Origin of the sequence: Providencia rettgeri, from assembly GCF_041075285.1 — a bacterium.
GTDB classification, from domain to species: domain Bacteria; phylum Pseudomonadota; class Gammaproteobacteria; order Enterobacterales; family Enterobacteriaceae; genus Providencia; species Providencia rettgeri_G.
Map to the genome: position 1 here is coordinate 3,314,101 of NZ_CP163512.1, position 21,475 is coordinate 3,335,575.

Below are 21,475 nucleotides of genomic sequence, written 5' to 3' on the forward strand. Positions count from 1 at the left end.
CGGCTATCCGACTGAAAAACACGTCATAAACTCAAATTAGAGAAAAAAACCATGATCTGCATTTATTTTTGATGAATTATAGGAATATTTGAACAAAGAGACCAGCAAATACGCAAATGAGGGATTATGCAATTAAATGAAGACGTAAATAATGTGAGAAACCAACAAACAATAAAGCGGGAAAAGTTCACCTTTATCCCGCTTTATCAATCGGTAATCGCTGGGGTGTAAATTTACAACTTCCCACCGTAGTAGTAGCCTAAAAACTTCAATAACTTAAACTGACGAGTAATACGCGAAGGCTGTGATAATAAACGATACAACCACTCTAAGCCCAAGTTTTGCCACACTTTCGGGGCTCGCTTCACATGGCCTGTAAAGACGTCGTAAGTCCCACCAACGCCCATATAGAGCGCATCTGGGTGTACAACACGACAGTCTCGCATAAAAATTTCTTGCTTCGGTGACCCCATTGCGACCGTAACAATTTTTGCACCACTTGCATGAATTCGTTCAAACAGTGCACTGCGTTCTTCCACGGTAAAATAGCCATTTTGTGAACCCACAATATTCACATTCCATTGTGCGCGTAGTTTATTTTCGGTTTGCTCGAGGATTTCAGGCTTGCCACCGACCAAGAACACTGGCGTACCTTCACGCCCTGCTCTTTCCATCAGTCCTTCCCATAAATCCGCCCCAGCAACACGAGAAACCTTAGCGTCTGGGTATTTACGTCGGATAGCACGCACAATACTGATCCCATCGGCATACAGATACTCTGCCTGCCCCAATAAGGTATTTAGCGCGGTATCTTTTTCCGCGATCATCACTTTTTCCGCATTAATCGCGACTAAAGTACCTGTCTTGGTCTCGTCACCCGCAAACAAATAATCCAAAAAGTGAGCCATATCCCTAAAACCCCATATATTATGGCCACGAATTGAATACTGAGGAACAGATGAAGATTGAGTTGATGACGGTTCCATAATGCTTCCTTAACGACTTTCACGCTGTTGGCTTCTTAAAAAAGAAGCTGTTTTTGTACGGATAAGCCCCGCACTTTCAAATAACCAATACAGTAATTTTGCCAAGACCAAGCACAGCCCGAAAATTAAGCAGAAAAAGACGACTCGCGAGACAAAAGAGTCAACCCCTTCACGTGCTAGCACGATAATATTGAAAATCGCCCCGAAGCAAAACGCCTGCATAATCGCAGCTTTATAGCGGTTTGGTTCTTGCAAACTCATGCCATAGATCCAGTCAAACCACTTAATAATTAAGCCTACAGCAATCGCGCCGAGCGGAATAAAAATAACCCCGCCCATCACCACTAATGAGCCGATCAACGTCGGCGAAATGGCTAACCCTGAGTGATTATTAAGGACTTCCCATGTAAAATAGTTCGCTGAATTCAATACAGTATCTGGTCGTTCTGGCCATACCCATGATGGAATAAATACATAAAAATCACGAATAATTGGAGCGAGCCCTTGGAAATCCATCTGATCATAATGGCTGAGCAATAAGGCAAGGTTTTCCCATGGCGAGAACGTATCTCGAGTCAAGTATAGGAAGGTATAATAGGCTTCCGCACCACTCACATCTAGCCCATAACGCTTCAATGCAAGCCAGAACATCCCGACAATGCTGGCGACGCCTGCCGCAGCCAACATCCATAACGTTATCCAGCCTCGAACAATTCCGATAAACAAAAATAGTGCGAAGGCGATGATAATATTTGCCCGTGTTCCGCCCACGATAACATAAGTTAAAAAGCCAAAAGCCACCGTGCTGACAAGGAAGAAAATCCAGCGTTTTTGCGTAGGTCGTAAGAAATAAACAATCAACATTGCAGGGATAAAAAAGTAGAAGAACCGCTTCAATGCGACCCCTGAAACCTGACTAGAGAAAATTTGGCTGTAGGATTTTAGCTTAAACAGTAAAAAACCGTTTTGCATAAAGAAGATCCCTACCGTCACTACCGCGACAAATATTAATAGCATACAAGTCAGATTAGTTTCGACTTTATTCATGCTAAATAACGCTCGTCGTGAAGTATCCACTTTACGTGATAACCGTGTTTTATAGGCAACATAATAGATGGCATAAAAACTGGTCGCTGCAAGTTGCGCATAGAGGAGATAATCTGCTGTCACAACCGCAACATCAAATTGGAACACCAAGGCGCAGGTCAGTGGGAAACCGAAGTAAAACGTCAATAAATACAACATTGAAAAGAAAATGTTGAAGTTAAAACGCACACGTAAAAATTCTTTATACAGCAAGATGCCGATAAAGAGGATTGATATCAGGTAGACCAACGCTAAGCCACCTAACTGCGTTAGCGTCATGCTTGCCCCTCCGCAACACTGAGAATGGCTTTCCAACCCTCAGTAAAGTTTGGCGCGAAAAATTCAATATGGCTTTTATCCAGTAAGGCCATTTGGCGCTGTGCTTCATCCACCAGCGGCGGCGTCAGTTCATCACCATAGAAAAACACCGGAACATTTTGCGCCGTTAAGTCCTGCCAAAACGTGTTTTGACGACTGATTACAAACGGAATGCCGAATTGAATCAACAAACAGACGGTTCCAACACCTTGCTGACGATTAAAAATAAAATAGCCAAGATCGCAAGTCTTTAACAAGTTAAGATACTCACTGAATTCCATCCGTTCTTTGAGGATCTCCACCTGCCCCGCCGCAAATTCACTGTTTGCCGCGTCTTCCACTTGCTGAATATAAACTTGGTTATTCGCAGGATAACCCATTGGGATAATCACACGAGCTTTATCACCAAACTGCTGTTTAATCGCGCTCAGCGCCTCTACATGGCGATTAGAACGATCCCCTGAGTTACCGAGCAGGATGGTCAATTGCTCGCCTTCACGTGGCTTACGTTCGCTTATTGTTAACGCAGGATCCATCCGTGTCGGGAAGTACAGTACCGAAGCCGGTACTTTGGGGGTCGACTGATGGAAATAACATAAATCCCCACGTGTCGCACAAACATGCCCAACCTTTTTTTGTGCTAAACGGCGTAAAACATAAAATAGCTTAAATTTCAGCGAAGTGGATTCTTCGTATAGATCTGCACCCCAAATATGCCACCAAAATTGGTGGGGCTTAATTTGACCGAATAACAGTGCCAGCCAGATCGGGGCATTAAATTGTCCATGAAAGAAAAAACGAGTGCGACGTTCGGCTTTTGCACGCTGGATCACGCTTTTTGCTATCGATTTTTTATTTTCAAAAACGTCAATTTCGAGCTGAGGATATGCGTCAGCAAGATCCACATCATCGCTGACGACCATAAAATGTGGTTTTTGCGATGGTGCCATTTCTTGGCTAATAACGTTGTTAAAAAACGTTAAAACTGTCTGATTATGATGCGGGAGATTCGATCCCAGTACATGTATTAAGGTTGTCATGCTCGCCTACGGTAAATCAAGAATACGCAACAACATAAAGTAAAGTATACAATATAAGTGGCCATATAGGCCTGTGTTGCACCAAGCGCACCATGCTCAGGGATCAGCCAGTGAGCAAACCCCATCAGCAACACAAATTGGCTGACTTCTGTCAGAACATAAAAACGCAATGCGGCTTTCGCTATCACCAAATAACCGAACACATATGCGCCAACTTTCAATACATCTCCCACCAATTGCCAAGCAAAAAGGTCTCGCATCCCTGTGAATTTTTCAGAGAATAACAGCCAAATTGCAAAATCACGCAATAACCACACCATAAAACTGGCAACCGCGACAGCCGGTAAAACAAATTTCAACGCTTTGATAATTTCCGATGAAATCTCACTTTTATGCTGTAAACGCGAAAGTGTTGGCAGTAAATATACTGAAAATGATGCGGTAATAAACTGCAAATAGGCATCTGAAATCGTACTCACCCCTGCCCATAATCCCACATCATCCCAGCTATAACGCTCCGCGAGTAGATTTCGCATCATGATATAAGCGACAGGTAACGTCACTGAGGTTAACAACGCCATGATGGTAAATTTCCCCAAGTGCGTTGCAATGGCTTTATCCCATGTGGGTTTTAGCATTGACAGTGAAAACTGTTTGCGCCGAACGATCATTAACCCCGCAGGCAGGACAACTAAAGCTGGCACTAGGGCTAATCCGGCAAGCGCCCCCTCATATCCCCCTAAGATATAGCACAAATAATAAGCAACCACACCCACTACGCTACCCAAAATGATAGCTTGAGCGTTACCTGATGCGTCTCGATAGCCTTTTAAAATCGCCAAAAAGTAGTTTGCGTATGCGATCCCCATCTGAATAAATGCGACGGCATAAATCACAGAGGTATAGTCGGGACTATCAAATAATAATTGACTGATAGCGCCGCTAAATAGCAAGAAAATAACGGCTAATAACGTTGAAAAACCTAAGATTAGCGTTGACGATGTACCTAAAACGGCACGAAGCTTAACAGGGTCTTGATGGTGCTCTGCCACATATTTTGTGACACCATTGAAAATACCCGCACCAGACAAAACACCAAGCACCGTAATCAATTGGCGAAAATTCCCTGCCAACCCGACACCGCTCGGTCCAAATGCAATTGCCAGTAATTTAACAATCAGCAGGCCTGCCCCGATCTTAATCAGGGTAGACCCAGCTGTCCAAACGGATGCTTTAGCTAACGACATTAGGCAAAGAACGCCTTAATGTGCTCGATAACCGTTTGCTGCTCTGCATCAGTCATATTGTAGAACATTGGCAAACGCACCAGACGATCACTTTCTTTCGTGGTGTACTTGTCTTCACCATGGAAGCGACCAAACTCTAGTCCCGCAGGGCTAGTATGCAGCGCAACATAGTGGAACACGGTTAAAACACCGTGGGATTTCATAAACTCATTGAATTCCGTACGCTCTTCCACATCTTTCAATTTGATGTAGAACATATGAGCATTATGAACCAACCCTTCAGGCACAGTGGCCAACACTAAACGACCTGCATTCACCAGCGGTTGCAACGCTTGGTAATAACGTTTCCACAGCAGTAAGCGGCGTTCGTTAATTTTATCGGCTTCTTCAAGCTGCGCCCACAGATAAGCCGCTTGTAAGTCAGATAACAGATAGCTTGAACCGATATCGCGCCATGTGTATTTATCCACTTGCCCACGGAAAAACTGACTGCGGTTTGTCCCTTTCTCACGGATCACTTCTGCACGGCTGATTAAATCTTTATCATTGATTAAAGTCGCACCACCTTCCCCACCAGATGAGTAGTTTTTGGTTTCATGGAAACTGTAGCAACCAATGTGGCCGATTGTCCCTAAGGCTTTGCCTTTGTAAGTTGACATAACCCCTTGTGCTGCATCTTCAATAACGAATAAATCATGTTTTTTGGCGATAGCCATGATGGTATCCATTTCACAGGCAACACCTGCGTAATGAACCGGCACAATCGCACGCGTGCGTTCTGTGATAGCCGCTTCGATTTTTGTTTCATCAATATTCATGGTGTCTGGACGGATATCCACAAACACAATTTTCGCACCGCGCAAAACAAATGCGTTTGAAGTTGATACGAAAGTGAAGCTCGGCATAATCACTTCATCGCCTGGCTTAATGTCAATCAAGATCGCCGCCATTTCTAATGATGCAGTGCAAGATGGCGTTAACTGCACTTTTGGGCAATTAAAACGCTTTTCCATCCACTCTTCACAACGCTTTGTGAAGCCACCGTCACCACACAGTTTGCCACTTTCCATGGCTTGTCTCATATACTCTAATTCAGTGCCTACAACGGGTGGTTTATTAAATGGAATCATGTTGTCCCCTGTATAACCAATAGGCGGTACTAGCAATCGCCGCACCGCTACGTGAATAAAGATTTAATGCCGCAACATTACTGATTTGGGTGGCAACATTTAACTGTCTTTTTTGGTGTTGCACACACCAGTCGAATGCCGCTGACATCAATTTGCGACCCACTCCTCGCCCTTGTGCATCAGGCATTTTTGCTAATAACCCGATGCGTGCAGTAGCATCATCAATATGACGCAAACTCACAAAGCCTAAAATGCGACCAGCCGCGTCTTTGACTAATAAACAAGTATGGTCAAACGTACCAAGCACAGCTTTTTCTATCCACAAAGCGTAAAACCGTCCGCTATCCCCTTCACGATACCAAGGGGCACGAAAACGGCTGTTACTAAAGACAGATGCAGCAGCTTGTTGCAGTAAAGGGACGTCAGCCACTTGCGCCGCAACGATGCTGTCTACCGCCGTTAAACCTGCCTTTAGATAAGCATTTTCTGTGCCAATAGTCAGTGCAAAATCAATTTCACCCTCAACAAATGAAAACCCCATACTCGCTAAGTCATCAATCAACAGCGTCTCAGACGCTGCGACTTTAGCTTGGACGATATCGTACGCATCCATTTGATAAGCAAGGACAGTTTCTCGGTTATCCCCCGAAAAATTTAATTTTGCGGTTGAGCGATGAAAAAAATTGCTCTCCCACTGCAAGCTATCAATACTGGCGCGGACGGACACGAAGTAAATCCTCTAAATATTGCCCATAACCGGTTTTTTTCAGTTGCTGCGCAGATACTGCGACTTGTTCATCGGTTAGCCAACCATTACGCCATGCGATTTCTTCCAAGCATGCAACTTTAAAACCTTGGCGTTTTTCAACAGTTTGTACAAATGTACCTGCTTCAATCAAGCTGTCGTGAGTCCCCGTATCCAACCAAGCAAAACCACGGCCAAGCAACTCAACATTTAGCTGCCCGCGTTCTAAATACATTTGATTGATAGAGGTAATTTCTAACTCACCGCGTTCAGATGGCTTAACCTGTTTTGCAAACTCAACCACTTGAGAGTCATAGAAATATAACCCAGTTACCGCCCAGTTTGACTTCGGTTTTGCCGGTTTTTCTTCTATGGATAACACTTTAAAATTATCATCAAATTCCACCACGCCAAAACGCTCTGGATCCATGACTTGGTAACCAAATACCGTTGCCCCATGAGAACGCCCTGCTACCGATTTCAACTTCGGGCTAAACGAATGGCCAAAAAAGATGTTGTCCCCTAACACTAAGCAACAACTATCCCCATTGATGAATTCTTCACCAATAATAAAGGCTTGCGCTAAACCATCGGGTGATGGCTGCTCTGCATAGCTCAGTTCAATACCAAACTCATGCCCATCACCCAATAAGCGTTTAAACATCGGCAAATCATCGGGAGTCGAAATAATTAAAATTTCCCGAATACCCGCTAACATTAAGACTGAAAGCGGATAATAAATCATTGGCTTATCGTAGATAGGCAATAATTGTTTAGAAATACCACGGGTGATTGGGTGCAAACGTGTTCCCGATCCCCCAGCTAAAATAATACCTTTCATGGTTTCACCTAATTGCCAAGGCCTAAGCGTTCACCGGCGTAGGAGCCATCTTGTACTCGACGCCACCACGTTTCGTTATTCAAATACCACAAGACCGTTTTACGAATACCCGATTCAAAGGTTTCTTGTGGTTTCCAGCCTAATTCACGCTCAATTTTTGCGGCGTCTATGGCATAGCGCATATCGTGACCTGGTCTGTCTTTCACATAAGTGATTAAGTCACGGTAATGTGCCACACCTTGTGGTTTTTGTGGATGTAGCTCTTCAAGCAGCTCACAAATGGTTTCAACCACTTGAATATTACGGCGTTCATTATGCCCACCAATATTGTAGGTTGAGCCAGGTTGAGCTTGAGTTGCCACCAAATGCAGTGCACGAGCATGGTCTTCCACAAACAACCAATCGCGAATTTGTTCACCTTTGCCATACACTGGCAGCGGCTTACCGGAAATCGCGTTCAAAATAATCAATGGGATCAGTTTTTCCGGGAAGTGATACGGCCCATAGTTATTCGAGCAGTTAGTGATCAGGGTTGGCAACCCATAGGTTCTATGCCATGCACGCACCAAATGGTCACTGGATGCTTTAGAGGCTGAATATGGACTGCTTGGAGCATAAGGTGTTGTTTCTGTAAAAAAACCTTCTGGGCCATCCAAATCACCGTACACTTCGTCTGTCGAGATGTGGTGAAAACGGAATGCCGATTTTTTCTCTTCATCCAACCCAGACCAATAATGACGAGCCGCCTCTAACAAAGTGTAAGTACCCACAATATTCGTTTCAATAAAGGCCGCAGGACCATCAATAGAGCGATCAACATGGCTTTCTGCCGCTAAATGCATAACGACATCCGGTTGATATTGTGCGAAAACCCGATCAAGTGCAGCTCGGTCACAAATATTCACTTGCTCAAACGCGTAGCGTTCATTGCTCGCTACAGAGGCAAGGGATTCGAGGTTGCCGGCGTAAGTCAGGCAATCAATCACAATCGCACTGTCGTTCGTGTTCTCAATAATATGACGAACCACTGCGGAGCCAATAAAACCCGCGCCTCCTGTGATTAAAATGCGTTTCAACGCCATACTCCTTTTGTATCCACCACCCATTTTTGCGGGATCGCTGAACCCTGAATGCCTTTAAAGACATTGTGATCGACTAACATTAGGATCACATCCGCTTCATTAACCGCTTTTTCAATTGAGACCAGCTCAGAAATACCTTTTAGTGATGTTGGCAGCTCTTCAATATGCGGCTCAACAGCATAAGTTTTACCTGGATTCCAATTAGCGACCATTTTAGTAATGTGCATTGCTGGGCTTTCACGTAAGTCATCAATATTCGGTTTAAACGAAAGGCCGAAACACGCAATGGTCACTTCGTTGGCTTTTTTACCCGTTTCGACTAAACAATCCGCAACGGCAGCCTTCACTTGGTCCACCACCCAAATCGGTTTGCCATCATTCACTAAACGTGCTGTATGGATTAAACGGGACTGCTTTGGATTCTGTGCAACGATAAACCATGGATCAACCGCGATACAGTGACCACCAACGCCTGGACCCGGTTGTAGGATATTGACACGCGGATGACGGTTTGCAAGGCTGATCAGTTCCCATACATTGATATCTTGTTCTGCACAAATTAATGATAGTTCGTTGGCAAACGCAATATTCACATCACGGAAGCTGTTCTCCGTTAATTTACACATTTCAGCCGTTCTTGAATTCGTCACAACACATTCCCCTTCAAGGAAAATGTTGTATAACTCGCTAGCTCGTAGTGATGATTTTGGTGTCATACCGCCGACAACACGGTCATTTTTAATTAATTCGACCATCACTTGGCCCGGTAATACTCGCTCTGGGCAATAAGCCACATCAATGTCCGCTTCTTCACCTGCTTGGTGCGGGAAAGTTAAATCTGGGCGAGCTTCAGCCATCCACTGGGCCATTTGCTCGGTTGTCCCCACTGGAGATGTTGACTCAAGGATCACAAGGTCCCCTTTTTTCAACACAGGTGCAATCGACTCAGCAGCAGACCGAACATAAGCTAAATCCGGTTCATGATCACCTTTAAATGGTGTTGGAACAGCAATTAAGTAAGCATCGGCTGGCTGTGGCTTCGTAAAGGCTTTCAGATGACCTTCTTCAACGGCTTTTTTTACCACGATATCTAACTCAGGTTCCACGATGTGGATTTTCCCCTGATTAATGGTATCCACCGCATGTTGGTTAACATCTACACCAACAACCTGTTTTTTACGTGATGCAAAGGCTGCTGCTGTTGGTAAACCGATATAACCAAGGCCAATAACAGAAATAGTTTCAAAACTCATAATTTCACCTGATTACTTTTTAATGCTGTAAGAATACGCTGACAAGCATGACCATCCCCATATGGGTTATGTGCGCGGCTCATTTCGTGATATTCCGCATCATCTGTCAGTAACCGATTAACTTCGTTAACAATTTTTTGTGTATCTGTTCCCACGAGGCGAACTGTACCTGCGTCAACCGCTTCAGGTCGCTCAGTGGTATCTCTCATGACTAACACAGGTTTGCCAAGCGAAGGTGCTTCCTCTTGGATCCCCCCAGAGTCTGTCAGAATCAAGTAGGCATGATTCATTAAGTAAACAAACGGCAAATATTCCTGAGGACTAATTAAAATAATATTATCAATATTATGCAAAATACGTTTTACAGGCTCACTCACATTGGGATTCAAATGCACAGGGTAAACTACCTGCACATCTGGGTGTGCCTGTGCAATTTCAGCCAATGCGTGGCAAATACGCTCAAAACCACCACCAAAACTTTCACGGCGATGGCCAGTGACTAAAATCATTTTCTTATTCGGGTCAATAAATGGGTAATTTTCTGCTAATTTTTCCATCATGTGCTGGTCGCTCATGACTTTGTCGCGCACCCATAACAACGCATCAATCACGCTATTGCCTGTCACAAAAATATGACTATCCGGAATCGACTCTTTTAATAAATTTTGGCGTGAGTTTTCTGTTGGTGCAAAATGGAACATCGCCAAATGACCTGCAATTTTACGATTGGCTTCTTCAGGCCACGGAGAATACAGGTTCCCTGTACGTAATCCAGCTTCAACATGACCGACAGGAATACGATGATAAAATGCAGCAAGGCTCGTTGCCATGGTCGTTGCTGTATCACCATGAACAAGGACAACATCAGGCTGAAAATCCGCAAAAACACCTTTTAGCCCTTCAAGAATGCGGCAGGTAATATCGGTTAAATCTTGCCCTGGCTTCATAATATTGAGATCGTAATCAGGAGTGATCTCAAACAGTTTCAGTACTTGATCGAGCATTTCACGATGCTGAGCGGTAACACAAACTTTTGCTTCAAAATCTGTGTCATTCGCCAGTGCATGAACCAACGGCGCCATTTTGATGGCTTCTGGTCGTGTGCCGAATACAGTCAATACTTTCACAATGACTCTCTTATATTTATCTTTCGCAGTGTGCTGCTTATTTAATCTTAATGACTTCATCAAGCCACTGACACATGCGCCAGTGGCTTATCCCAAAATCAAGATGGGCGACGGCGAGCAAGTACCACTCCGGCACCAACTAACAATCCTATAGCGCCCCATAGAACCATCATAAAGGCTCGACGTGGGCTATCGCGTTTGACAGGATCTTCAGGCGTACGCAAGTAACGATAAGCTTGAAAATTATCTTGGAGAGTAGGCCCTACACTTAATGTGGATAACATTGCGATGTTTTGATCATAATCTGAATCATGATCGGGCCCTGTTGCTTTTAATGTTTCTATTTGTGCCTGTAATAATGGGGCACCTAACATGAACATTTTAGAATCAGGAATTTCATCTACAGGTGTTGTACTTTGATTACGCACAATACCTTGCTTTTCCGCAACCTTAAGAGCTTGCTCCAGCGCATTTAAACGTCTTTCATAAGCGGCCGTTGCCACTATGTCTTCACGTTTAACCAACGCTTTCATGGATTGCATTTTGGTTGCCCAAGTGCCTTTAATTTCATCATTCAGATTTGCCGTTGCCCGTTGATTCGCAAATTGTATGTATTGGCGTAACAACTGGTTTGCATCTGTTGATGTTTCAGCCACTAATTTAATACTATCGGTTAAGTTTTTTACTTCATCAGCAGGAGTAAACTCAATATTATTAATGAGCTCATCCAGTAATACGGCATCTGCTTTTGCATCGTTCTCTAACCGTTGCTTGTAATAATCTGTACCTAACCAAAATTGACGGCGGGTATCGTAAGACCCAAGTTGCTTCGTAAACTCTTGATAAGCTTCTTTTGCAATTGTCGGCAATTGTCCTTCTTGCCCGGTGGTATTAATACGGGAATCGAGGTTACGCAGAAACTGTTGCTGGGAATAATAGCTTCCCAAATTGTTCACGGTTGGTAAGTCCGTAATGGCTGTCGCACTCCATTTGGGCTGCATAAAATAGGATGCTCCCAATGCAATTGCAGCAAAAATCACGGCAAATGCAACGATCCAAATTTTGCCTTGCCACAAGGAGCGACATAAACCACGGATATCCAATTCCGGCTCTATTGGCGTTTGATGCTGACTCGGTTGTGTTTCTGAGTTATTCACTGCACAGAACCTCTATTTTCGTTTTTTCGTTACCGTACTGCACCTCTACGCGCTCTACGTCTAACTCGTTTGATAAAACGGGCGACTTTCCAAGCTCGTTTGATGCAATAACCATACATCATAAATACAAGCAAAAATAATGCCAACATTACCCATTCTGGTACAAATGTTAAGCGTTCGCCGATAATACCGATGCACGCTAAAACGGCTGCTGACAATGTAATCAAAACGAATGCACCTTTAGGGGTAAAACCTGAACGCATAATTAAATGGTGAATGTGTTGACGGTCTGGCGAAAAAGGGCTCATTCCTTTACGAATTCGACGATACATAATCGCAACCATGTCCATCAGTGGAATTGCAATAATCCACAGTGCTGTAACAGGGTTAATTGGATGCACTTCTTCTTGTGTCGACGCCACCAAAATCCAAATAATCGTAAACCCGATTAAGGTACTTCCCGCATCGCCCATAAAGACTTTAAACCGACGACCTAATACGCCTAAATTTAAAAGGATATAAGGAAGGATAGCTGCAATAAAGGCAAAACACCAAAATGCTAACGCATAATTGCCATTTTGGTACAACAGAAAACCTAGCGCACCAAAAGAAACCGAAGAAAGCCCACCAAGTAAACCATCAATACCATCAACCATATTAAACGCATTTATCGCCGCCCATACAGCAAATAAGGTGACAATATAACCAAACGGCCCTAACACTAGCTCCCACGGACCAAAAGCATGGCCTAACGACTCCAGTTTCAGACCCGCAGCCGTCATCATCACGACCGCCACAATCGCTTGAACACCCGCTCTTAACTTCACGCTAATATCAAACCGGTCATCCAGAGCACCGATAAATACCAATAACCCCGCGCTCGCGATATATAGCCACTTATGAGGGATATACTCCTCTGTGATATAAAACGCAAAACAGATCCCAAAGAAAACGGATATTCCCCCAACCAGAGGAATAAGCCCTACGTGTTTCTTTCTAAAGTTAGGTTTATCAACTAACCCGATTTTTATCGCAACGATACGGGCGAAGAAAATAAAAACCAACGAAAACAAGAAAACGTAGAAGAGGTTGGTTGCAAAGTGTATGGTGTCCACTATTCGACTCTCTTGATATTTTTTATTTAACTATAAATACTAAACTTTTATTGGCGAATGCCGGTAGCCGATAAAAGTAAAAGTGCAATCGCTACTGCATTATCATCCCAGCAATAAAATCTACTATAAGACGAATCTATATTCATAAAGAGATTACTGTAACATTATTAAAAAACACACATTATTCGTGTTGTTAATTCAATAATAGAACCCTACTCATTTTATACTTAATAACTGCAAGATGCATGCCATAAAACTATACACCCAATAAGAGCAAGCCAATTGTTCACTTCTGCATCAATTGATATTTTCATATAAATCAAATAAATAATTTCAATTGAAACAATAAACCCGATAGACAACATTGAATGATGTCAATAATACTTATTATTAAAAACAATAACCCGTCTATTGGATAAAAAAGCGTTCTATCAATTTATTATCAGCGATAAATGTAAAAACGAAATATTTAATCGCCTTTAGCTTTGTCCTACATCGCCAAGACTAATATAAAATCACGCATATTTAACAGGTTTAAAGTAAAATGTGTAATGGATGTATGAACATAAAAAAAGCGCCATGTTAGGCGCCTTTTCTATAGCTGGACAATCAAACAACTAAGCTCTCTTCATAAAATCAAAGAACTCTTCGTTGGTTTTCGTCATCGCCAACTTGCTAATGAGGAATTCCATCGCATCAATCTCACCCATTGGATGAATAATTTTACGCAAGATCCACATTTTTTGCAGTTCATCTTGAGAGGTGAGTAACTCTTCTTTACGTGTACCTGAACGGTTGTAATCAATCGCAGGGAAGACGCGTTTTTCCGCAATCTTACGAGAAAGGTGCAGTTCCATGTTACCTGTACCTTTAAACTCTTCGTAGATAACCTCATCCATTTTTGAACCAGTATCAACTAATGCCGTTGCAATGATAGTCAGGCTTCCACCCTCTTCAACATTACGTGCCGCACCGAAGAAACGTTTTGGACGATGTAAAGCGTTGGCATCCACACCACCCGTCAACACTTTACCGGATGAAGGAACCACCGTGTTATAGGCACGAGCAAGACGGGTAATAGAATCAAGTAAGATAATCACATCTTTTTTATGTTCAACCAGTCGTTTTGCTTTCTCGATAACCATTTCTGCCACTTGGACGTGACGTGCAGCTGGCTCATCAAAAGTCGAAGCGATAACCTCACCTTTCACTAAGCGCTGCATTTCCGTGACCTCTTCAGGACGTTCATCGATCAACAGAACCATCAGAACGCAATCTGGGTAATTGTGTGCAATGTTAGCGGCAATATTTTGCAGTAACATAGTTTTACCCGCTTTTGGCGGAGCAACAATCAGACCACGTTGGCCACGACCAATTGGTGCGGCTAAATCCAAAACACGCGCCGTTAAATCTTCTGTTGAACCGTTACCACGTTCCATACGAAGGCGATTATTTGCATGTAATGGGGTTAAGTTTTCGAAAAGGATTTTGCTACGGGCGTTTTCAGGTTTGTCGAAGTTGACTTCGTTGACTTTCAGGAGGGCAAAATAACGTTCACCTTCTTTAGGAGGGCGAATTTTCCCTGAAATGGTGTCACCTGTGCGTAGGTTAAAACGGCGGATTTGGCTAGGAGAAACGTAGATATCATCAGGACCTGCGAGGTAAGAACTGTCTGCTGAACGGAGGAAACCAAATCCATCCTGCAATATTTCCAGTACGCCATCGCCGAAAATATCCTCACCACTTTTCGCATGCTGCTTCAAAATGGAGAAAATAATATCCTGCTTTCTCATACGGGCTAAGTTCTCTAGCCCCATGTTTTCGCCTAACGTAATCAATTCTGATACTGGCGTATTTTTTAATTCGGTAAGATTCATAATGGTGGGTTCTTTAACTCGGGGTAATTCTCGAACTATGAACGTAAATTGACGGCAACCTATTTATTTAGGTGCCAGTTTAACTTAACTGCCCTGTTGAAAGCCAACTTAATGAAGACCAACAACAATGCATAAAAATTTGTGCTAGCCACTGCTAAGTTTGTTTTAACATATGACCATGATTTATCTGAACGATGCTCGGTATATTATTAGAAACACACACAACATTAGCAATAGTTTTTTTGTACATTTAGGACAACATCTATCCCAATATCGCAAATTTAAGTTCAGTTTTACATAAAAAACAAATTTTACTGAGCTCTAATTTGTCCCGACGCGTTTTTACATCCGAAGATCTAACAACGCATTATGTTATTACCGCTACTTATGCGCTATCCTTAAGGTATATGAAAAACAGATGAACAATGATAAAGAATCTAGCGGATGCTTAACTCAGTGCCTATGTTCTCAATTTTCATATTTAAAATCATTGCGTCATCAGTTTTTATCATTAACAACTATGACACTACTGAACTAACTAGCTTGATATATAAGATAAGAGCAACGGAATACAAGGTCATTCATACGGGTGCGACATGAGGAATAGGCATAACTTATCATGCTTAGATGAAGACGTCTAGCGACTCTCTTGATAAAATAGATACGCCGCTAAACGTTTTAGATCACATATAACGATAACTTACAGATTTTCGTCTAGAAATTCTTTCAGTTGCGTTTTAGATAATGCACCAACTTTTGTGGCTGCTACACTACCATTTTTGAATAATAATAGGGTCGGGATACCACGAATTCCGTATTTTGGTGCCGTAGCCGGATTATCATCAATATTCAGTTTTGCGATGGTCAATTTGCCTGTATATTCTTCAGCAACCTCATCAAGGATAGGCGCGATCATTTTACAAGGACCACACCATGCTGCCCAAAAATCGACGAGAACAGGTGAACTTGATTTCAGAACTGCAGTTTCAAAACTTGCATCAGTTATATGTATAATTTTGTCGCTCATGTTGTACTCCAAAGGATCATCTTTTGCAGACTTAGTGTAACATTATTGGCAGCAGTATGCTTTATTTCAAAAGATACACTTTCGTAAACCAACCGTTAACTGATATTCTAATATACTATGAGTAAAGCACACTTGACAGAAAAGAAGTTTTCCGACTTCGCATTGCACCCTAAAGTCATTGAAGCTCTAAACAAGAAAGGCTTCAATTATTGCACGCCGATACAGGCGTCAACATTGCCTTTCACTGTCGAAGGCAAAGACGTTGCGGGACAAGCGCAAACAGGTACAGGTAAAACGTTAGCATTCTTAACGTCTACGTTTCATTATCTATTAACCCACCCTGCAATTGAAGGGAGGAAAGCGAATCAGCCACGTGCGCTTATGATGGCACCGACTCGTGAATTAGCTGTTCAGATCTACTCTGATGCCAAAGAATTGGCGGAATACACAGGTCTAAAAATGGGTCTCGCTTATGGTGGTGATGGCTACGACGAACAGCTAAAAGTTTTGCAAAACGGTGTCGATATCCTCATTGGAACGACTGGTCGCCTTATTGATTATGCTAAACAAGGCCATGTGGACTTAACTGCCATTCAAGTCGTTGTGCTTGATGAAGCTGACCGTATGTATGATCTTGGTTTTATTAAAGATATTCGCTGGTTATTCCGTCGTATGCCTGAGGCTGCTGACAGATTAAATCTGTTATTCTCAGCCACACTATCTTATCGTGTGAGAGAGCTCGCCTTTGAGCAAATGAACAACCCTGAATATGTTGAGGTTGAGCCTTTACAAAAAACTGGTCATCGTATTAAAGAAGAACTATTTTACCCTTCAAATGAAGAAAAAATGCGTTTACTTCAGACCTTACTCGAAGAAGAGTGGCCTGAACGTTGCATCATTTTCGCTAATACTAAACACCGTTGTGATGAGATTTGGGCGCATTTAGCCGCAGATGGTCACCGTGTTGGCCTATTAACTGGTGATGTTGCTCAGAAAAAACGCTTACGTATTTTAGAGCAATTTACACAAGGCCATTTAGATATTTTAGTCGCAACTGACGTTGCTGCTCGTGGATTACACATTCCATCAGTGACCCATGTCTTTAACTATGATTTACCTGACGATTGTGAAGATTATGTTCACCGTATTGGCCGAACTGGCCGTGCAGGAGAAAGTGGTAACTCAATTAGCCTTGCTTGTGAAGAATACGCACTTAACTTGCCTGCTATCGAAGAATATATTCAGCATTCGATTCCAGTGAGTAAATATAACAGCGATGCTTTATTAAGTGATTTACCAGCACCTAAACGTCGTCATCGCCCACGCCCTGGAGGCCAGCGCCGCAACTCAAATGCACCGCGCCGCCACAATAGTCCACGTAATAACCATAAACGTCCAGGCTGAGTAAAAACGCTATGCTGAAAACTTCTTCTCTTTATGCTGCTATCGATTTAGGCTCAAATAGTTTTCACATGCTCGTTGTGCGTGAAACTGCTGGCAGCATACAGGTTATTTCTAGGGTTAAGCGAAAAGTTCGCCTTGCTGCTGGGTTAGATAAACATAATCATCTTTCTACTCAAGCAATGGAACGTGGTTGGCAATGTTTGCGGCTTTTTTCGGAGCATCTGCAAGATATTCCAAATACACAAATTCGTGTTGTTGCAACTGCAACGCTGCGCTTAGCAAAAAATGCCGATATTTTCATTGAAAAAGCCAGCAAAATCCTAGGAAATCCGGTTAAAGTCATTCAGGGGGAGGAAGAGGCGCGTTTAATTTACCAAGGTGTCGCACACACAACAGGGGGCCCAGATCAGCGATTGGTGGTCGATATTGGCGGTGGAAGCACTGAACTGGTCACTGGCACTGGTGCAAAAGCCCAACAGCTGTATAGCCTGGAAATGGGTTGTGTAACATGGCTTGAGCGCTATTTTAGCGATAGAAGTTTAACAGCAGATAACTTTTCAGCTGCGCAAGCCGCAGCCAAAAAAGTGATCGAACCCGTTGCTGATGCCTTAAAAAACCATGGCTGGAAAATATGTGTTGGTGCATCTGGTACCGTGCAAGCAATCCAAGAAATCATGATTGCACAAGGTATGGATGAACTTATCACGTTGCCTAAATTGCAACAACTTAAGCACAAAGCCATTCAGTGCCAAAAGTTAGAAGAGCTTGAAATCGAAGGCTTAACGTTTGAACGCGCACTGGTTTTTCCAAGCGGCTTATCCATTTTGATCGCGATATTTGAAGTGTTAAATATCGATAATATGACCCTTGCAGGCGGTGCTTTACGGGAAGGCTTGGTTTATGGCATGTTAGAATTGCCGATTGAACAAGATATTCGCGCCCGTACAATACGTAATATCCAGCGCCGTTTCCAAGTCGATATTGAGCAAGCTAGCCGAGTTCGCCAATTAGCTGAATATTTTTATTTGCAAGTTGCTAAAGATTGGCAGCTAGATAACCGCTGCCGAGATTTATTATCGAGCGCATGTGCATTACATGAAATTGGCCTGAGCGTTGATTTTCGCAAAGGCCCCGAGCACGCCAGCTATCTGATCACTCACTTGGATCTCCCCGGCTACACACCCGCACAAAAACGGTTATTGGCTGCATTGTTAAAAAACCAACAAGGGCCTGTGGATTTAGCGCCACTTAGCCAACAAAATGCACTACCTGTGCAACAGGCCTACTATTTGTGTCGTTTGCTTCGATTAGCCATTATTTTTGCCAGCCGCCGACGTGATGACACATTGCCCGCCTTAAGGTTAAACGCAAACGCAGACAGACTCACCATTATGTTGCCTTACCGTTGGTTATCGGAGCATCCACTGCGTGCAGAAAACTTGCAGCAAGAAGTTCAATGGCAAGGATATGTAAATTGGAGATTAGAGCTGGAAGAACGTAATAGTTCGAATTGTTAATATATTCTGGGGCTGTTTATCTTTAATGGTCAATTCTTATTCGAATTAAAGCCATTTTAGGCAATGGGAGAGGTTCGCCGCCGAGTGAACTCGGCAAGAGCCTCCTCTCAACGCAGCATCCAATAAGTGAAACGTGTTTTAATCCAACCCGTAGGGCAGCGTTTTAAGCATCATACTTCATCCACATAATCGTCAGTCAAGTCAGATTGACGTGCCCATCCTTCGGATTGTTTTTTGGCCTTTTTAGCGGTAAAAATTAGCAGGAAAGATAAACAGCCCCGAGCTCTATTCTGGTGCCGAATTTCACCCAATGATTATCACTCGCTTTTCTTATTTAACCCCAAGCGCGCTTTAATGTCCGCCAGAGCAGACTGCCCTTTTTGCATACGTTCTTCGGCACTGACCACTTTGCGCTGTTGCTCCCATTCAAGATCATCTTGCGGTAATTCAAGTAGGAAGCGGCTAAGCTCAGGGCGGATTAATTCGCCATATTGGCGGCGCTCGCGGCAATGAGTGAAAAACAACTCTTTTTGCGCTCTAGTGATCCCTACATACGCTAAGCGGCGCTCTTCATCAATATTGTTCTCATCAATACTACTTTGGTGTGGAAGTAATCCTTCCTCCATACCCACCAAAAAGACATAAGGGAACTCAAGACCTTTGGATGCGTGCAACGTCATCAATTGAACTTGATCAGCTCCTTCATCATCTTCACCGCGCTCCATCATATCCCGTAATGTAAAACGAGTGACAATTTGGCTGAGTGTCATCGGCTCGTTCAACTCATCCCCTTCAACCATCTCACTCATCCATGTAAACAATTGATTGATATTTTTCATTCGCATTTCTGCGGCTTTAGTACTGGTTGATGTCTCATACAACCAGCTTTCATAATCCATTTCATGCAGTAAGTCACGTACCGCAATCAGTGGATCTCGTTCTGACGTTCGAACAATGCTTTCCATCTTTTGGGTAAAGCGTTGCAATGCTTCTAAACCTTTACCCTTAAGGGTTTGCTCTAGTCCTAAATCAAAACTGGCTTGATACAGGCTTTTACCCCGTTGATTCGCCCACTCCCCCAATTTCTGGATAGTTTTCGGGCCAATCTCTCGACGAGGTGTATTTACTATGCGTAAAAAAGCACTATCGTCCTCTGGGTTAGTAAGCACTCGCAAATACGCTAATAAATCTTTAATTTCCGGACGTGAAAAGAAAGATGTTCCACCTGAAATACGATAAGGAATACGGTTTTGCATCAACATTTTTTCAAAGATGCGAGACTGATGATTACCGCGATATAAAATCGCATAATCTTTATAATCCGTTTTGTTGATGAAGTGATGGGCAATAAGCTCACCTATCACTCGTTCCGCTTCATGATCTTCATTATTTGCTGTTAACACTTTTAATGGCGCACCGTAACCCAGCTCTGAAAAAAGTTTCTTTTCAAATACATGAGGATTATTGGCAATTAAAATATTCGCCGCTTTTAAAATACGTCCTGAAGAACGGTAATTTTGCTCAAGCTTAATCACATTCAACTTAGGAAAATCTTGACTGAGTAACACCAAATTTTGCGGTCTTGCACCACGCCAAGAATAAATCGATTGGTCGTCATCTCCAACGACTGTAAACCGAGCGCGTTGGCCCACCAGCAATTTCACTAATTGATATTGGCTAGTATTAGTATCTTGGTATTCATCCACCAGCAAATAACGGATTTTTTGCTGCCAGCGCTCACGCACTTCTTCATTTTGAGTTAAAAGAACCGTCGGTTTACTAATTAAGTCATCAAAATCCAGCACGTTGCAGCTTTTTAGATGTAATTCATAACGGCGATAACATTCTGCAAAATGATGTTCTTTTTCCGTTCGAGCTTGCCCGACAACTTGTTGTGGCGAGATCAGATCGTTTTTCCAATTTGAGATCGCAGAGATCAGCTGCTGTAACAGGTCTTTATCTTCTTCAAGTAAATCAAAGGTCAATTCTTTAAGTAACGCCATTTGGTCTTGATCATCAAACAACGAAAAGTTGGCTTTAATACCTAACGCCTTATATTCCCGCTTAATAATTTCCAAGCCCAATGTATGGAAGGTGGAGATGATTAACCCACGTGCCTCTTTTTTACCTAGAGTTTGTGCCACACGTTCTTTCATTTCACGTGCGGCTTTATTGGTAAAAGTTACTGCGGCAATCTGCCGAGGTTGATAGCCACATTTGCGGATCAAGTGCGCAATTTTATTAGTAATAACACGAGTTTTACCTGATCCGGCTCCCGCCAATACAAGGCAAGGGCCATCGACAAATTCAACTGCCTGTTGCTGGCTTGGGTTTAATCGCATGGTTTTCTACGTCACTCTTATCTAGCGCCAAAAGATACTGAACCGAATTGTAGCAGAAACCAGACCAACTCTTGAGCCGTTAATTTTCTCAATTTATAAAAAACAAAAAACCACATCATTCATCAGAACGATATGGTTGCCTTGTTCTTTTATGACATCAATATATTTTTCTAAATTTATA

The 21,475-nt window shown here is 42.9% G+C and carries 17 protein-coding genes; 2 read left to right on the top strand and 15 right to left on the bottom strand.

Annotated features, from left to right (window positions below):
* Positions 1-233 precede the first annotated feature (233 nt).
* The 14 genes from wecG to trxA all read right to left on the bottom strand — a co-directional run bounded on the left by wecG (position 234) and on the right by trxA (position 16,031).
* Positions 234-986, bottom strand: a complete 753-nt coding sequence (gene wecG, locus AB6N04_RS15125; RefSeq protein WP_369309096.1) for a lipopolysaccharide N-acetylmannosaminouronosyltransferase — start codon at positions 984-986, stop codon at positions 234-236.
* Positions 987-995: 9 nt separating this feature from the next.
* Positions 996-2,351 carry an ECA oligosaccharide polymerase gene (gene wzyE / locus AB6N04_RS15130; RefSeq protein ID WP_369309097.1) on the bottom strand — a complete coding sequence of 452 codons (1,356 nt, stop codon included), beginning with the start codon at positions 2,349-2,351 and terminating at the stop codon, positions 996-998.
* Positions 2,348-3,430 (bottom strand): TDP-N-acetylfucosamine:lipid II N-acetylfucosaminyltransferase, encoded by a 1,083-nt coding sequence (locus AB6N04_RS15135; protein ID WP_369309098.1) that lies wholly within the window; start codon positions 3,428-3,430, stop codon positions 2,348-2,350. Before AB6N04_RS15135 ends, wzyE begins: the two co-directional genes overlap by 4 nt.
* Positions 3,427-4,677: a lipid III flippase WzxE gene (gene wzxE, locus AB6N04_RS15140; RefSeq protein WP_369309099.1), complete on the bottom strand. Its 1,251-nt coding sequence runs from the start codon at positions 4,675-4,677 to the stop codon at positions 3,427-3,429. Before wzxE ends, AB6N04_RS15135 begins: the two co-directional genes overlap by 4 nt.
* Positions 4,677-5,807 (bottom strand): dTDP-4-amino-4,6-dideoxygalactose transaminase, encoded by a 1,131-nt coding sequence (gene rffA, locus AB6N04_RS15145; RefSeq protein WP_369309100.1) that lies wholly within the window; start codon positions 5,805-5,807, stop codon positions 4,677-4,679. Before rffA ends, wzxE begins: the two co-directional genes overlap by 1 nt.
* On the bottom strand, positions 5,794-6,534 hold the full coding sequence (gene rffC / locus AB6N04_RS15150; protein WP_369309101.1) for a dTDP-4-amino-4,6-dideoxy-D-galactose acyltransferase: 741 nt from the start codon (positions 6,532-6,534) through the stop codon (positions 5,794-5,796). The genes rffA and rffC overlap by 14 nt, the downstream gene beginning before the upstream one ends.
* A complete protein-coding gene (gene rfbA / locus AB6N04_RS15155; RefSeq protein WP_369309102.1) occupies positions 6,512-7,393 on the bottom strand; it encodes a glucose-1-phosphate thymidylyltransferase RfbA in 882 nt (293 codons plus the stop codon). Before rfbA ends, rffC begins: the two co-directional genes overlap by 23 nt.
* A gap of 8 nt (positions 7,394-7,401) precedes the next feature.
* On the bottom strand, positions 7,402-8,475 hold the full coding sequence (rffG, locus tag AB6N04_RS15160) for a dTDP-glucose 4,6-dehydratase (RefSeq protein ID WP_369309103.1): 1,074 nt from the start codon (positions 8,473-8,475) through the stop codon (positions 7,402-7,404).
* Entirely contained in the window at positions 8,466-9,728 is a 1,263-nt protein-coding gene (gene wecC, locus AB6N04_RS15165; RefSeq protein WP_369309104.1) for a UDP-N-acetyl-D-mannosamine dehydrogenase, read from the bottom strand. Before wecC ends, rffG begins: the two co-directional genes overlap by 10 nt.
* Complete coding sequence (wecB, locus tag AB6N04_RS15170; RefSeq protein WP_369312142.1) at positions 9,725-10,855, bottom strand: non-hydrolyzing UDP-N-acetylglucosamine 2-epimerase; 1,131 nt, start codon at positions 10,853-10,855, stop codon at positions 9,725-9,727. Before wecB ends, wecC begins: the two co-directional genes overlap by 4 nt.
* Before the next feature lie 98 nt (positions 10,856-10,953).
* A complete protein-coding gene (wzzE, locus tag AB6N04_RS15175) occupies positions 10,954-12,012 on the bottom strand; it encodes an ECA polysaccharide chain length modulation protein (RefSeq protein WP_369309105.1) in 1,059 nt (352 codons plus the stop codon).
* Positions 12,013-12,041: 29 nt separating this feature from the next.
* Positions 12,042-13,127 carry a UDP-N-acetylglucosamine--undecaprenyl-phosphate N-acetylglucosaminephosphotransferase gene (gene wecA / locus AB6N04_RS15180; RefSeq protein WP_369309106.1) on the bottom strand — a complete coding sequence of 362 codons (1,086 nt, stop codon included), beginning with the start codon at positions 13,125-13,127 and terminating at the stop codon, positions 12,042-12,044.
* Positions 13,128-13,744: 617 nt separating this feature from the next.
* A complete protein-coding gene (gene rho, locus AB6N04_RS15185) occupies positions 13,745-15,004 on the bottom strand; it encodes a transcription termination factor Rho (protein WP_004915469.1) in 1,260 nt (419 codons plus the stop codon).
* 700 nt (positions 15,005-15,704) lie between these two features.
* Positions 15,705-16,031: a thioredoxin TrxA gene (gene trxA, locus AB6N04_RS15190; RefSeq protein ID WP_353244195.1), complete on the bottom strand. Its 327-nt coding sequence runs from the start codon at positions 16,029-16,031 to the stop codon at positions 15,705-15,707.
* A gap of 117 nt (positions 16,032-16,148) precedes the next feature.
* Here trxA and rhlB point away from each other — a divergent pair, with 117 nt between their 5' ends.
* Both rhlB and gppA read left to right on the top strand, forming a co-directional pair.
* On the top strand, positions 16,149-17,435 hold the full coding sequence (gene rhlB / locus AB6N04_RS15195) for an ATP-dependent RNA helicase RhlB (RefSeq protein WP_369309107.1): 1,287 nt from the start codon (positions 16,149-16,151) through the stop codon (positions 17,433-17,435).
* A gap of 11 nt (positions 17,436-17,446) precedes the next feature.
* Entirely contained in the window at positions 17,447-18,952 is a 1,506-nt protein-coding gene (gppA, locus tag AB6N04_RS15200; RefSeq protein ID WP_369309108.1) for a guanosine-5'-triphosphate,3'-diphosphate diphosphatase, read from the top strand.
* Between the two features lie 317 nt (positions 18,953-19,269).
* Here gppA and rep read toward each other — a convergent pair whose 3' ends face one another.
* Positions 19,270-21,294 carry a DNA helicase Rep gene (gene rep, locus AB6N04_RS15205; RefSeq protein WP_369309109.1) on the bottom strand — a complete coding sequence of 675 codons (2,025 nt, stop codon included), beginning with the start codon at positions 21,292-21,294 and terminating at the stop codon, positions 19,270-19,272.
* Between the last annotated feature and the right edge of the window lie 181 nt (positions 21,295-21,475).